The sequence below is a fragment of the Desulfovibrio legallii genome, assembly GCF_004309735.1.
GTDB classification, from domain to species: Bacteria; Desulfobacterota; Desulfovibrionia; order Desulfovibrionales; family Desulfovibrionaceae; genus Desulfovibrio; species Desulfovibrio legallii.
In genome coordinates, this window is record NZ_SIXC01000006.1 from 28118 (window position 1) to 41394 (window position 13277).

Genomic DNA, 13277 nt, shown 5'->3' on the forward strand with positions numbered 1-13277 from the left:
ACTGCAAATATATAATATAATATATAAGATATTACTGCGTGCAGAGCCTGTACGGAGAGGCTTTTTCTAGAAAAATTAGTCCTGACAGTTTGTTAGTTCTTCTTTTTTGTGTCTGACAGACAATTCTCCATAAAAGAAATTGCCTTTTATGCGAAGAATGATTATCATCTAAAAGATATGCGTGTCGTTCCCTGATGAATATTGGCGGAATGTGGGCCTCATGCCGGCACGCGGCCCAAGGCGGGAAGGCGCTGTGCGGTACGCTTCCCCTGTCAGGAGTCTGAACCGTGAAACACCTGTTTGTTTTTTTTCTTGGCTTGATGTTTTTATTCCCTGCTGGTGCCCGTGGCGCCGAGTCCGCATATCCGCCGCCGCCCCCTGCGGGACAACCTTTTAGTGTTACAGATACCGTCTATGGCGTGTTGCGTACGCACCGAAACCTGCGCGGCATGCAGGAAAACCGGCAGGTGCTGGAGCATGAGCTGGATCGCGCCAAGGCGGGCTTCGGCCCCCGGGTTGACGTGACCGGCCGTGCCGGCAGCAGCGTGCTGAGCGACTCCACCACCCGCAGCGAAGATCTTGATTCGCAAATGTGGGGCCTGGTGGACGTAAGCGCGCAGCTGGTGCAGCCCATCTGGGACGGTTTTGCCACCCGTTCGCGCGTGCGTTCTGCCCGTGCTACGCTGGAATCGGTCAAACACCGTGTTTTCGACACAGCCACGTCCCTTTCGCTGGACGGCATCATCGCCCACATCGACCTTTTGCGCCGCCGCAACATCCTGGCGCTCTCCGAGCGCAATGTGGCCCGGCACAAGACCTTGGTGGGTCAGGCCCAGGACCGCGCCAGCCTGGGGGCGGATACCGCGGCCGACGTGACCCAGGCCCAGTCCCGTCTGCAACGGGCCCTCTCCAACCTTTCCGAGGCCAAGGCCGCCCTGCTGGTGGCAGAGGAAACCTATACACGGCTTACGGGGCTGCCGGCCATGGGCAGGCTGCAGCCTGTGTCCTTGCCGCCGGAGCTCTATTCCGGCCCCAAGGACGCCATTGCCCAGGCCGAGCAGAACAACCCCAAACTGGCCGCCTACCTGCAGGATATTCGCGCAGCGCGCGGTGAGCGTGAGCTGGCCGATGCGGCCATGTACCCCACGCTCAACCTGGAGGCCGGCCCCAACTACACGGACCGGGGCGGCGCTTCCGACCGCTGGGTCTACAGTTTTGACGTAATGGGCGTGGTGCGCTGGAACATCTTCAACAGCGGGGCGGACATGGCTGAACGCAGCGCCGCCGCGGCCCGCGTGCGCCAGACCCGCCAGACCATGTACAACTTTATGGACGAACTTAAGCTGGACATGGAAAGCACCTGGACCAACTACCAGGCTGCGCAGGAACAATTCAAACATTATTCCAAGGCGATAGAATACAACCAGTACACGCGCACGGCCTATGCAGAGCAGTTTCAGATCGGCCGGCGCAGCATCCTGGACGTGCTGGACGCCGAAAGCGAACTTTACAACTCCGCAACCCAGGCCGAAACCGCCCACGGCAATATTCTGGTGGGCGCTTACCGCATGTGCGCGCTCACCGGCAAGCTCTTGCCGCAGCTTTCCATCAACACGGCACCGTTGACAAAAACTCCCCCCAAGGACAAGGACGACCCGCGCGAGGAATTTGCCCCCGGCTGGTTTAACTGATTTTTCTATTCACAAAAATCCAACGCCCGACACGGATTGAACCATGTCGGGCGTTGGATTTTTTGCTCTGCAAACGTTTTTTGTCGTCTGGACGTTGCGGAATATTCTGATTCCGAGCGTGTCATAAACTTTGAGAATACATATTCTCAAAGGTAATTGCTCTAGAGTATTTAACACTTGAAATGCTCGCTTACGGCAGGCAAAAGCCTGCCTTCTCGCATTTCGTGGCAAGGATTTTCAAGAAAATCCTTGCAGAGCAATTAACTCATTTCATTCGTAAACTGCTCTAACTGTGCAGCATGCGCCCTTGCGCCTCGGCGGTGGGGTCTGATTGCGCCCGTGCCGCACGGAAGCCTTAGCGGCTGCCCACGCCAATGCTGGTCACGCTCTGGCCTTTGGCCTGCACCCGCGCGTTCTGGCCGCAGCCCGCGAGCGCCAGGGTCGCCGCCAGCAGCAGAACCAGGCCTCCGCCGCACAGGCCCGCGCCGATCCTGCCGTTGGGGCGGGCCCCTGTGCGGTTCCGCCAGCCGGAGGGCCGGGCCTTACACCCGCCGCTTTGCCATTGGGCACGGCCTTCAGTCACGGGGGGGGTCCTGGGTTACCCGTCCGCCTGCAGGCACGTCCTGGGTCACCCAGACGTTGCCGCCGATGACTGCGCCAGCGCCTATGGTCACCCGGCCCAGAATGGTGGCCCCGGCGTAAACAGTGACGTTGTCCTGCAAAATGGGATGGCGGGGAATGCCCTTGGTCAATGTGCCGTCGGCATTTTTGGGGAAGGACAAGGCCCCCAGGGTCACGCCCTGGTACAGGCGGCAGTTGTGCCCGATGACGGCGGTTTCGCCGATAACCACGCCGGTGCCGTGGTCGATAAAAAATTCCTCGCCAACGGCTGCTCCGGGGTTGATGTCTATGCCCGTGCTGGCGTGGGCCATTTCCGAAATCATGCGCGGGATGAGCGGTACTTGGAGTTTGTACAGCTCATGGGCGATGCGGTGATGGAACATGGCCCGCAGCGAAGGGTAGCAGAAGATGGTTTCGCCGGGGCTGGTGGCGGCGGGGTCGCCTTCGTAGGCGGCCTTGGCGTCGCCTGCCAGCAGGCGGCGAATCTCCGGCAGGCGGTCCATAAAAGTCAGAGCCGCGTCCCGGCCGTCGGTTTCGCAGGAGGTGCAAGGGGTGGCTTGCCCGGCGCAGCCAAAGCAAAATCCGCGCACCACCTGTTCACTTAATTGGCGGTAGATGCTGTCCAGGTTGGCGGCCAGGTGGTAGCGCATGGATTCGCGCTGTACGTTGGCCGGGCCGAAATAGCCGGGGAAGATGGCGGCGCGCAGACGCTCCAGAATTTCCGCCAGATCCTTGAGGGAAGGCATGGCTGCGCCTTGCGCCGGGCGGTGCCATACGGCGTCCAGGGAATCCGGGTGGCAGAGCCGTTCCACCAGACTGTCCAACAGGGGCATGGAGGTGGCGGTAATGGCGGTTTTTTCGTTCATAAGAAAAATCCTGTTTTTCTTTCTTTGTACACGGGCCGGGCCAGAGCCGCAAGGGCCCGGCTGTTGACAAAGCAGCGCCGCAGGATAAGCCTGAACCGGCGTGGGCGGCCTTTCATAAAAGGCTGGCGGCGCGTTGGCGTATCCGCTATTTTTGGCGCAACACAACAGGCGGTTGCTGCAGCGCGCGGCCGACGCCTGTCCCGGCGCGACCATTCCAGAAGGAGTATACCCTGTGAACGTTCTTGTGACCCCCCGGTCCTTCGGCAAAACCAATCCCGAACTTTTTGACCGCCTGCGTGATGCCGGGCTGACCGTGCTGCGCAACGACACGGGCGGCATTCTTTCTGCCGAACAGATGCGCGTCAGACTGGCCGACTGCCAGGGCGTCATTTTGGGCGTGGACCCGCTGGACGCTTCGGTGCTGACCGTCGCACCCCAGTTGCGCGCCGTGGCCAAGTACGGCGTGGGCCTGGATAATATTGATTTGGAATACTGCAAAACGCGCGGCATCGCCGTTTCGCGCACGGTGGGGGCCAACAGCGAAGCCGTGGCCGACTACGCCCTGACCCTCATGCTCATGGCGGCCCGGCGTGCGGCCCTCATTGACCGCCGTTGCCGCCGGAAGGACTGGAGCAAGATCACCAGCCTGGATCTCTACGGCAAGACCCTGGGCATTGTCGGTCTGGGGGCCGTGGGCCGCTGCGTGGTGCGCCGCGCCCGTGGTTTTGCCATGAAGATTCTGGCCCACGACATTGTCTGGGATGCGGCCTGGGCCGCCGAAAACGGCGTGGAGCGCGCGGACTTGGACCGCATTTGCCGTGAGGCGGACTGCATCACCCTGCACACAGCCCTTACCGACGCCACGCGCAACTGCATCAATGCCGCGCGCCTGGCGAGCATGAAACCCACGGCCATCCTGGTGAACACCGCGCGCGGCGGACTGGTGGACGAAGCGGCTCTGCTGGACGCCCTGCGGGAAAATCGCATCTATGGCGCGGGCCTGGACGTTTTTGCCCAGGAACCCCCGGCCGACCCTGCATGGTACGGGCTGGACAATCTTGTCATGGGCTCGCACTGCGCGGCTTCCACTGCCGGAGCAACCGCCGCCATGGGGCATATGGCGGTGGATAACCTGCTGCGGGATCTGGGCCTGACGGCATAGGGCTTTTTTGCCAGGGCATTGCAACGTTGCAATGCCCTGGCGGCTGCGTATGCAGCTGCCCGCTGCGGAGGTGCAGGCGCAGCTGCAGCCGTTGCGACGCGGGAGCTCAGCCCGTTACGACGAAAGGAAGTGCGAGCAAAGACAGCACCGCTGTGCCGCTACGCGGTTAAGCGCCGGAACGAGCGTGCCGCAGACTTTGAAAAGGCCTACTCTCAAAGGGAATCTGCTCTAGCGGCTGATGGGCGGCACGCTGCTGCCGGCCTTGAGAATACTGCCCAGATGTTTGCGTGCCAGGGCCAGTTCGTCATCGGTCACGTCGGGCATATCACGAGAGCGTGCGCCCATTTCGTTGCCTTCCTCCACAATGGCCAGAGCCGCGGCCATGCGCCCCATGACGCAGAAAAAGCGCACGGGATCCCAATTGCGCTGTTGCACCCAGGCGGCTGCCTGGGGGGAGTAAAGAAAATCCGCCTTGTTGTTGCGCAGGATAGGGTGGGCCTCTTCATTGCCGGCCCGCGCCCAGGCGCGGAACTGAGGCAGCACGTCCAGAAAACGCAGCAGTTCTTTTTCCGTTACCGGCGGCTGTTTTTCATAGACGGAAAGGGCGGCCTTCTGCGGTGCGCTTTTTTTGGCCGGTGCGGCGGCCTGAGCCTCCGGCACGGCGCTGCAGGGCGGCAGAGGCAGGCCGCAGAGCGCCAGCCAGACCCCTACCGCGATCCCCAATCCGGGGCGGAACAGAGCGTTATTATTCATTCAGTACCGCACCGCGCTGAATTTGGTGAGCCGGTCCAGGTTGTGGTAGGATTCCACATACCGCAGGGTACCGGTTTTGCCGCGCAGAACCAGCGAATGGGTCACGGCGTGGCGGGGGCTGTAGCGCACGCCGCGCAGAAAATCGCCGCCGGAAATGCCCGTGGCGGCAAAGAAACAGTCGTCGCTGCGGATCAGGTCGTGCACGGTGAGTACTTCACGCACGTCAATGCCGGCCTCGGTAATGGCCTCTTTTTCCACATAGGACTGAGGGTCGAGCCGGGCCAGCAACTGGCCGCCCATGCCCTTGATGGCGCAGGCAGAAAGCACGCCTTCGGGCGTACCGCCCGTGCCCATCATGATGTCCACTTCAGAGCGCGGGTCCACGGCCATAAGCGCCCCGGCCACATCACCGTCGGTTTGCAGCTGAATGCGCGCTCCGGCGGCGCGGATGTCGTTAATGAGCTTTTTGTGCCGGGGTTTGTCCAGCACAAAAACCACCAGATCCTGTACGCTCTTGTCCAGGGCTTTGGCCACGCGGTTGAGATTTTCTTTCACCGGGGCGTCCAGGTCCACCACGTCGCGGGCTTCGCGGGGCACCACCAGCTTCTGCATGTAATAGCTGGGGCCGGGGTTGAACATGCTGCCGTGCGGGGCCACGCCCACTACGGAAATGGCGTTGGGCCGTCCGTAGGCCAGCAGATTGGTGCCTTCCACGGGGTCCACGGCCACGTCCAGGCAGGGGCCAGTGCCTTTGCCCACCTTTTCGCCGTTAAAAAGCATGGGGGCGTGGTCTTTTTCGCCCTCGCCGATGATCACCAGGCCGTCAATGTTGAGGGTGGCAAAGCTCACCCGCATGGCATCCACGGCGGCGCCGTCGCCGGCTTCTTTGTCTCCCCTGCCGAGCCAGCGGGCCGATGCCAGGGCCGCCGCCTCGGTGATGCGTACAATGTCCAGGGCCAGATTTTTTTCCGGTGCTTCCGCCATGCTGTCCTCCAAGGCAACTGTCGTTACAAAACACTTAGCTCTTACCCCAGCGCGGGGCGGGCTTCAAGGGGAATCCTGCGCGCCCGCGCGGCAAGGTGGTTACAGTAGTAAGGCATCAGGCTTCGGGCAGGCGGTAACGGCCGGCCACGGGCGTCTGCCAGGCCGCGCCGAAGGGCACGCGGCTCAGGTGCAGGGCCAGGGGTTCCTGCCGCCGCTTGAACTCGGCGGCAAAGAGCTTGCGCCGCACTTCCAGGCGTTGGGGCGCAAGCCTTGCCGTGCCCGGCGCAGAAGGCAGCAGCAGGTCTTCCAGAATAGGGTCCAGCTCCTCATAAGGCAGGAGGCTGTCCGAATCTTTCTGGCCGGGGCGCAGTTCCGCTGAGGGGGCTTTGGTAAAGATGTCTTCGGGGATGATTTCCTGGCCCCGGTGGGCGTTGTACCAGCGGCCTACGGCATAGACCTGGGTTTTGGTCAGGTCGCCGATGACGGCCAGCGCGCCCACGGAATCGCCATAGAGGGTGCAGTAGCCCATAGCCCCCTCGCTTTTGTTGCCTGTATTGAGCACCAGGGCCTGGGCGCGGTTGGCCAGCGAAGTGATGAGCGTGCCCCGGATGCGGGCCTGGACATTTTCAAAGGTAACGTCGCCGGGCAGCTGGGGGAACAGGTCCAGACCAGGCTTGAGGGCCACGGCAAAGGCCTCCATGAGGGGGCCGATGGGCATGGTTACGGTGCGTATGCCCAGGTTGGCCGCCAGTGCGGCGGCATCCTTGACGCTGCCCTCGCTGCTGTGGGGGGAGGGCAAGAGCACACCCGTGACATTTTTTGCGCCCAGGGCCTCTACGGCCACACTGCAGACCAGGGCCGAATCCATGCCGCCGGAAATGGCCACAATGGCCTTTTCCAGCCCGCACTTGCGTACAAAGTCGCCGGTGCCCAGCACCAGAGCGCGCCAGCAGGCTTCTTCCTCGCAGGCGCAGAGGGGTTCGGGCGTTTTGCCGCCGTTCTGGTTGGACGCGGTGTCCACCACCAGCACGTCTTCGGCAAAGGCTTTGCCCCGCGCCAGCAGTTGGCCTGTGGGGTCAAACCCCAGGCTTTGGCCGTTGTAAACCCGGCTGTCGTTGCCGCCCACCAGGTTGACGGAAAACAAGTGTACATGGTGCCGGGCCGCCACATGGGAGAGCATGTGTTCGCCCGCTTCCTGCGCGCCCACGCAGAAGGTTGAGGCCGCCATGTGAACGATGGCGTCCACACCCCGCTGCACCAGCTCCATCAGCGGATTGTGCCCACTGGCGTAGCGGGTTTTCCAGAAGGCGTTTTCTTCGCTGAGGGCGTCTTCGCAAAGCACCACGCCCAGCCGCCAGCCGCCCAGGGTCACGATGCCGCAGGAAATGCCCCGGTCGAAATAGCGGGCGTCCTCGTCCTGGTATTGCGCCGCGCCGGGGGCCTGCCCCTGGTTTTGCCCCTGGTTTTGGTAGACCTTGCGCGAAACCACCTGCCAGCCGCCCTTGTGCACCAGCACGGCCGCGTTGGACAAGAGACCGGAGGCGTACACGCTGGGCACGGGCGCGCCCACCAGCAGGGCCGGCCCCTGGGCCAGGGCTGCGGCCAGGCGGTCCAGAGCCCGCCGACAACCGCCCGCAAAATCTTCGGCGCAGAGGTAGTGCCCCGGAGCCACGCCGCAGAGGGCCAGTTCCGGCGTGACGCAGAGCTCGGCCCCGGCGGTGGCCGCCTGGCGGGCGGCTTCAAGGATGCGTTCCGTGTTGCCGGCCACGTCGCCGGTGACGCTGTTGCACTGTAAAAGAGCGATTTTCATGGCGCAGATTCCCCCATATTAAAGAAGGTTGTGCAAGGGGCCGCCGGGGGCGGCCAGGGCTTCCACCCTGCGGACAACGGCCGGATCCTCTTCCAGGGGGGGGGCGTGGAAGGGCTTTTGGCGGGCGTCCACCAGGAGGGGCGCTTCACAGGACCAGTGCTTGGCCTGTATGGCGGCTTTGACGCCATACACGTCTGTGGCCGGGTCTGAGCGGGTGAAGGTCACCCACAAAAAATTGTCCAGGTGGGCGGCGCAGAAGTCCGCGTCGTCCGCCACCACCAGCAGCGGAAAGGCCTCGCGCCCGGGCCAGGCCTCCAGCGCGCGCGTCAGGGCCTCCATGCACGGGTCCGGGCAGTTGCGTTCCAGCGTATGGCGCGGGCCGCCCAGCGCCAGCATGCCGGGCCCGGCCATACGCACGGGGCCGAAGCCCGCGGGCAGGGCGGGCAGGTCCGCCGCCGGGCCGCTCAGCTCCGTGCCCAGCCGCCGCCGGGCCGGACCGGCCGCCGCCCAGATGAGTTTGGAGCCCTCGTGCAGGTCCACGCCCGTGTAGTCCAAGGTGTCGCCTGTGCTGCGGGTGATGTAGTGCAGGTCGCGGGCAAAGTCTGTGCGCTCCAGCACATGACGCAAAAAAGCCGGCACGTCGCGGGCCGAAAGGCCGGGGGCGTCTTCGTGCGCGGCCAGGAGCACGTACTTGGCCAGGGCGGTCTGGGTGGTCCCCAGTAAGTGCAGAGCGGCGGTGAGCAGTTCGCGTGGGCGACGGATTGCTTCATACGGCGTATAGCGCTCACTGCCCAGGGCCAGCAAAAGGGGATGCACCCCGGCGGCGTCCACGGCGTGCACCTCGCGTACCCCGTGGAACACGCGCGGCACCAGCGGTCCGGTGAGCTCGTGGATAAAATCGCCGAAGACCGTATCCTCCTGCGGCGGGCGGCCCACGGCCGTGCAGGGCCAGACCGCGTCCTTGCGGTGGTATACGGCCTCTACCCGCAGTACGGGAAAGTCGTGGGTCAGGCTGTAGTAGCCCACATGGTCGCCGAAGGGCCCTTCAGGTTTGAGGTCGGGCAGGATGTGCCCGCTGAGGCAGAAATCCGCCTGGGCAAGCACGGGCAGGGGCAGGTCCGGCATGCGCGCAAGGGCGCAGCGTCGTCCGTCCAGCAGGCCGGCAAAGCGCAGCTCCGAAAGCCCTTCCGGCAGGGGCATGACCGCCGCCACGGTGAGGCCGGGGGGACCGCCCACATAGACGTGCACGGGCAGGGCGCGGCCTTGCGCCAGGGCGTGGGCATGGTGCACGCCCAAGCCCCGGTGGATCTGGTAGTGCAGGCCCACTTCGTCCGGCGCATAGGCATTGCCCGCCATCTGCACGCGGTACATGCCCAGGTTGGCGGCGTCGGGGCCGGGGCGGTCCGGGTCTTCGCTGTAGACCAGGGGCAGGGTGATGAAGGGGCCGCCATCGCCGGGCCAGGCCGTGATTTGTGGCAGGTCGCGCAGTGTGCAGCGGCATTCCAGCACGGGCGCGGCTTTGGCCCGCTGTGCGCCGGCCCGCTGCACGTGCGGCAAAAGGCGCGGCAGCCCCGGCAGGGCCGTAAGGAATTTCCATGGACGGCGGGCCACGGCGGCGGGGTCGGCGGCGGCCCGCAGCACGGCGCGCGCCGCAGGCAGGCTGTGGCGAAAAATGTGGTAGAGGCGTTCCCGCGTGCCGAACAGATTGGTGAGTACGGGAAAGGACGTGCCGTTCACGCGGGTAAAGAGCAGGGCCGGGGCCTTGGCCCGGAAGGCCCGGCGCTGAATGGCGGCCAGTTCCAGATAGGGGTCCACGGGCGCGTCCACGCGCACCAGCTGACCGTGGGCCTCCAGATCCGTGAGGCATTCCCGCAGATTGCGCCAGCCGGCCATCAGGCCTCCCCGCCGGGCGCGGCGTTCAGAGGCACAGGGGGCTGCAGCCCGGCCAGGGTGCGTTTTCCGGCGAGCACCAGGCAAAAGTCCGTCAGGATATCCGCATGGTCAAAGGCCAGGGGCGTGGGCAGGGCCTCAAGAGGATAGAAGGCGGCCTGGGCCGCGTCGTCGCCGGCGCGGAGGGCTTCGGGGTGGAGGGGGCGGCCCGTAAAGACCACGCTGAGGGTGTGCTGTCGGGGGTCGCGATCGGGCCGGGAATAGACGCCCAGCAGGCCGGTAAGCTCCACCACAAGGCCGGTTTCTTCCTGCGCTTCGCGCAGGGCGGCGGCTTCGGCGGATTCGCCCTCTTCGATAAAGCCGCCTGGCAGGGCGTAGCCCAGGGGCGGATTGGCCCGGCGGATGACGACTACGCCGCGCTCCGGCGTGTAGATGATCACATCCGTGGTGGGCGTGGGGTTGCGGTAGGCGGCATAGGCTTTGCCGCAGTGCGGGCAGCGGACCTGGCGTTGCATGGGTATCTCCGTGGGGCATTTTCTTTCCTGAAAAGTCCGGAAGAAACGCCTGCGGACATAGTAAGCCAGGCCGCGCCGCGCCGCAAGGAGTGCCCGCAGCCCTGGTGAGGGACGGGCGGCAAAGACGGTATATTTTTAGCGTATATATATGGGAATATTAATGATAACATCCCTGGTGAATGTAATCATGCGTTCCATGAGCCAGGGCAGGGCCAGGAGCAGGGCCAGAAACATGCAGACGATTTTGGGGATGAAGGTCAGGGTCATTTCCTGAATCTGGGTAGCGGCCTGAATGACGCTGACCACCACGCCCACGCCCAGGCCCACGGCCAGCATGGGCAGGGCCATCATAAGGCAGAGTTCAATGGCTTGGCGGCCGAAGCCGATGACGAAATCGGGGGTCATGGGCGAGATCTCCCCGCGCCGGGCGGCGCGCGTTGCGGATTATAACAGAAAGCTGTTGACCAGGGAGCCCACCAGCAGATTCCAGCCGTCCACCATGACAAAGAGCAGCAGCTTGAAGGGCATGGAAACCATCATGGGCGGCAGCATCATCATGCCCATGGCCAGCAGCACGCTGGAGATGACCATGTCCAGCACCAGAAAGGGAATGTAGATGAGAAAGCCGATGGTGAAGGCGGTTTTCAGTTCGCTGATGACGTAGGCGGCGGCCAACAGCATGGTGGGGACTTCTTCCTTATTGCGCGGCGCTTCCATGTTGCTGATGGCGTAGAAGACTGAAAGGTCTTTCTCGCGGGTATGCTTGAACATGAAGGTGCGTAAGGGAGCCTGGGCGCGGTCCAGGGCCACCTTGTAGTCGATTTGTTCGTTGAGGTAGGGCTGCAGGGCCTGGTCGTTGATTTCCTTGCCCACGGGGAACATGATGACCACTGTCATAAAAATGGCAAGGCTGGCCAGAATCTGGGTGGGCGGCAGCTGCTGCACGCCCATGGCCTGACGCAGAAAGCTGAAGACAATGATGATGCGGGTGAAGCTCGTGACCGTGAGCATGATGGCCGGGGCCACGGAAAGCACGGTGAGCAGGAAGAGAATTTCCAGCAGGACCGAGACTTTTTCAGGAGATTGGGCCCCGCCCGAAAGGGTCAGCTGCAGCGCGGGCAAAGAAATATCCTGCGCGGCCAAGGCCAGGGCGGGCAGGAACAGCAGGGGCAGACTAGCCGCCGTCAACGTCGCGACGGGCTTTATCCATAACCTGTTGAAAAGGGTTTTCCGGTGGCTCATGGTGCGCCTCTTCCTCGCTCAAAAGGGTAATCCGCTGGTCGGTAACGCCCAGCAGCAACCTTTTATTCAAGAAGCGTACCACCATAAGCCCCTTGCGCGGTCCCAAAGGCAGTTGGGCCTCCATGACCAGCGCGCCGCGCGGCAGCGCGCCCGGACGCGGCAGAAAATTGAACTTGCCAAAGCGCCGGGCCAGCCAGACGGCCAGCCAGAGCACGCCCAGCAGCAAAAAGAGTATGCCTATGGCTTGGGCGTAGCCGCCCCAGGTAAAGGCGCTTTGCCCCAGCATTGCGGCCTGACCTGCGGCCTGCCCCGCCGCTGGGCCAGCGGCCTGCCCTGCAGCCGCGCCCGAACCCGCGGCGGCCTGGCCCCCGGCGTCGGCAAGGCCCACAGCGGCCAGAAGCAGGGGCGCAGGGCTAGCCAAGCTGTTTGACCCTCTCAATGGGGCTGATGATGTCCGTCAGGCGCACGCCGAATTTCTCGTTAATGACCACGGCCTCGCCGCGCGCTACCAGCTTGCCGTTGACGTAGACTTCCAGCGGTTCGCCCGCCAGTTTGTTGAGCTCCACCACCGAGCCCTGCCCCAGCTGCAGCAGCTCATTGATGAGCAGGCGGGTGCGCCCCAGTTCCGCTGAAACGTCCAGGGGAATGTCCAGAATAAAGTCCAGCTCGCGTTTGAGCTTATTGTCGCCGGGTTGGCGGGCCATTTCCGTCATGTCCTGAAAATGGGCGTCCGTGGCGTGCCCGGCCAGACCGGCGTTGTCCTTGGGGGCGGATTCCTTGCCCTCTTCATCCTTGGCCAGGGCTTCAGCCCACTGGGCGGCCAGGGCCTCTTCGTCCTGCTTGGCGTCGCCCGTCGGCGCAGCCGCAGTTTGCCCGGCCGCGCCTGGTCCGCCGACAGGCTGTGCGGCTGCAGGCTGTGTGGCCGCCGGGGCCGCATCGCCGCCCTGCGCTTCCTTTTCCAGTTCCGCCGCCCATTGGGCGGCCAGAGCTTCCTGATCGTCCTGCGCCATGTGTCTACCTCACGCCGTCCATCCGGGTTGAAAAGCCGGACAAACGCTGCGGCCGGAGTTGTGCTCCGGCGTTATTCCACAACAAAATCGGTAAAGTATACGCGGATAACCCGCTGCGCGCCCAAAATCTGGTTCAGCCGCGCCGCCACCTCGGCCTTGAGCAGCACCTTGCCCTCCGGCGAGGCCACGTCCGCGTACGTCTTGCCCGCCAGAAGCATGATCACGGCGTCGCGCACCCGTGCGCTGTTGCCCTGCAGCTCTTTGGAGACGTCGGCGTTGACCTCCACTTCCATGCCCAGCTTGAGGTAGCGCCGTCCGGCGGGGTCGGCCAGATTGACGGTAATGGCCGGCAGGGGCAGCACCAGCCCGGCGCTGCGGGGCAGGTCGCTCTGCCGTTCTATGCGCGCGCCTTCAGGGCCGCCCTGGCCGTTGCCTTGACCAGCCTGGCCTGCTTGGCCTGCGGGCGTTGCGCCGTGGCCGGCCGACGCGTTGGGCTGCGCCTTGTTCTGGGCGCTGGCCGGGGCCGTGGCGGCCGGGTCTTCCGGCGCGGCCTCGCCCGCTGCGGGCGTGCGCAGGTAGAGCCACCAGTATGCGCCCAGGCCGGCCCCGCTCAGGGTCATGAGCAGAATGGCCGCAATAATGATGATGCGCTTGAGGCGCGAACGCTTCTTGGGATTTTCGGCCTGCCCCTCGGGCAGGGCCGGCGCTTCCTTTTCCTTGGCCGCCATAGCGT

14 protein-coding genes are annotated in these 13277 nt (G+C 64.2%); 2 read left to right on the plus strand and 12 right to left on the minus strand.

The annotated features are described in order from the left end of the window. The first annotated feature begins 320 nt into the window (after positions 1-320). On the plus strand, positions 321-1691 hold the full coding sequence (locus tag EB812_RS05820; protein WP_118229275.1) for a TolC family outer membrane protein: 1371 nt from the start codon (positions 321-323) through the stop codon (positions 1689-1691). A gap of 355 nt (positions 1692-2046) precedes the next feature. Here the strand turns inward: EB812_RS05820 and EB812_RS05825 are convergent, their stop codons facing one another. Together EB812_RS05825 and epsC are read right to left on the minus strand one after the other, a co-directional pair. Then, a complete protein-coding gene (locus tag EB812_RS05825) occupies positions 2047-2274 on the minus strand; it encodes a hypothetical protein (RefSeq protein WP_118229235.1) in 228 nt (75 codons plus the stop codon). Continuing rightward, positions 2267-3178 (minus strand): serine O-acetyltransferase EpsC, encoded by a 912-nt coding sequence (epsC, locus tag EB812_RS05830; RefSeq protein WP_118229234.1) that lies wholly within the window; start codon positions 3176-3178, stop codon positions 2267-2269. Before epsC ends, EB812_RS05825 begins: the two co-directional genes overlap by 8 nt. 232 nt (positions 3179-3410) lie before the next feature. Here epsC and EB812_RS05835 point away from each other — a divergent pair, with 232 nt between their 5' ends. Then, on the plus strand, positions 3411-4340 hold the full coding sequence (locus EB812_RS05835; RefSeq protein WP_118229233.1) for a phosphoglycerate dehydrogenase: 930 nt from the start codon (positions 3411-3413) through the stop codon (positions 4338-4340). Between the two features lie 228 nt (positions 4341-4568). Here the strand turns inward: EB812_RS05835 and EB812_RS05840 are convergent, their stop codons facing one another. The 10 genes from EB812_RS05840 to EB812_RS05885 form a co-directional block, all read right to left on the minus strand. Further along, positions 4569-5093, minus strand: a complete 525-nt coding sequence (locus tag EB812_RS05840; protein ID WP_118229232.1) for a serine/threonine protein phosphatase — start codon at positions 5091-5093, stop codon at positions 4569-4571. Then, the gene (gene glpX, locus EB812_RS05845; protein ID WP_118229231.1) at positions 5094-6077 is read right to left on the minus strand and encodes a class II fructose-bisphosphatase; all 984 of its coding nucleotides are present in this window, start codon (positions 6075-6077) and stop codon (positions 5094-5096) included. It lies immediately after the preceding gene. Between the two features lie 115 nt (positions 6078-6192). After that, positions 6193-7887, minus strand: coding sequence for an NAD(+) synthase (gene nadE, locus EB812_RS05850; protein WP_118229230.1), 1695 nt, complete (start codon positions 7885-7887; stop codon positions 6193-6195). Between the two features lie 18 nt (positions 7888-7905). After that, positions 7906-9780, minus strand: a complete 1875-nt coding sequence (locus tag EB812_RS05855) for a UbiD family decarboxylase (protein ID WP_118229229.1) — start codon at positions 9778-9780, stop codon at positions 7906-7908. Continuing rightward, positions 9780-10292: an NUDIX domain-containing protein gene (locus tag EB812_RS05860; RefSeq protein ID WP_118229228.1), complete on the minus strand. Its 513-nt coding sequence runs from the start codon at positions 10290-10292 to the stop codon at positions 9780-9782. Before EB812_RS05860 ends, EB812_RS05855 begins: the two co-directional genes overlap by 1 nt. A gap of 135 nt (positions 10293-10427) precedes the next feature. Beyond that, on the minus strand, positions 10428-10697 hold the full coding sequence (fliQ, locus tag EB812_RS05865; RefSeq protein ID WP_118229227.1) for a flagellar biosynthesis protein FliQ: 270 nt from the start codon (positions 10695-10697) through the stop codon (positions 10428-10430). A gap of 39 nt (positions 10698-10736) precedes the next feature. Then, the gene (gene fliP, locus EB812_RS05870) at positions 10737-11534 is read right to left on the minus strand and encodes a flagellar type III secretion system pore protein FliP (protein ID WP_242621214.1); all 798 of its coding nucleotides are present in this window, start codon (positions 11532-11534) and stop codon (positions 10737-10739) included. Continuing rightward, positions 11467-11955: a flagellar biosynthetic protein FliO gene (gene fliO, locus EB812_RS05875; protein ID WP_242621215.1), complete on the minus strand. Its 489-nt coding sequence runs from the start codon at positions 11953-11955 to the stop codon at positions 11467-11469. Before fliO ends, fliP begins: the two co-directional genes overlap by 68 nt. Beyond that, entirely contained in the window at positions 11948-12544 is a 597-nt protein-coding gene (fliN, locus tag EB812_RS05880) for a flagellar motor switch protein FliN (protein ID WP_118229226.1), read from the minus strand. The genes fliO and fliN overlap by 8 nt, the downstream gene beginning before the upstream one ends. A gap of 71 nt (positions 12545-12615) precedes the next feature. Further along, positions 12616-13272 (minus strand): flagellar basal body-associated FliL family protein, encoded by a 657-nt coding sequence (locus EB812_RS05885; RefSeq protein WP_118229225.1) that lies wholly within the window; start codon positions 13270-13272, stop codon positions 12616-12618. Positions 13273-13277 lie beyond the last annotated feature (5 nt).

Bases quoted from the DNA above. Each gene is read 5' to 3' on its own strand.
- EB812_RS05820 (WP_118229275.1), top strand. From the start codon at position 321: ATGTTTTTATTCCCTGCTGGTGCCCGTGGCGCCGAGTCCGCATATCCG.
- nadE (WP_118229230.1), bottom strand. From the start codon at position 7,887: ATGAAAATCGCTCTTTTACAGTGCAACAGCGTCACCGGCGACGTGGCC.
- epsC (WP_118229234.1), bottom strand. From the start codon at position 3,178: ATGAACGAAAAAACCGCCATTACCGCCACCTCCATGCCCCTGTTGGAC.
- EB812_RS05855 (WP_118229229.1), bottom strand. From the start codon at position 9,780: ATGGCCGGCTGGCGCAATCTGCGGGAATGCCTCACGGATCTGGAGGCC.
- EB812_RS05840 (WP_118229232.1), bottom strand. From the start codon at position 5,093: ATGAATAATAACGCTCTGTTCCGCCCCGGATTGGGGATCGCGGTAGGG.
- fliP (WP_242621214.1), bottom strand. From the start codon at position 11,534: ATGAGCCACCGGAAAACCCTTTTCAACAGGTTATGGATAAAGCCCGTC.
- fliN (WP_118229226.1), bottom strand. From the start codon at position 12,544: ATGGCGCAGGACGATCAGGAAGCTCTGGCCGCCCAATGGGCGGCGGAA.
- glpX (WP_118229231.1), bottom strand. From the start codon at position 6,077: ATGGCGGAAGCACCGGAAAAAAATCTGGCCCTGGACATTGTACGCATC.
- fliQ (WP_118229227.1), bottom strand. From the start codon at position 10,697: ATGACCCCCGATTTCGTCATCGGCTTCGGCCGCCAAGCCATTGAACTC.
- EB812_RS05885 (WP_118229225.1), bottom strand. From the start codon at position 13,272: ATGGCGGCCAAGGAAAAGGAAGCGCCGGCCCTGCCCGAGGGGCAGGCC.
- EB812_RS05860 (WP_118229228.1), bottom strand. From the start codon at position 10,292: ATGCAACGCCAGGTCCGCTGCCCGCACTGCGGCAAAGCCTATGCCGCC.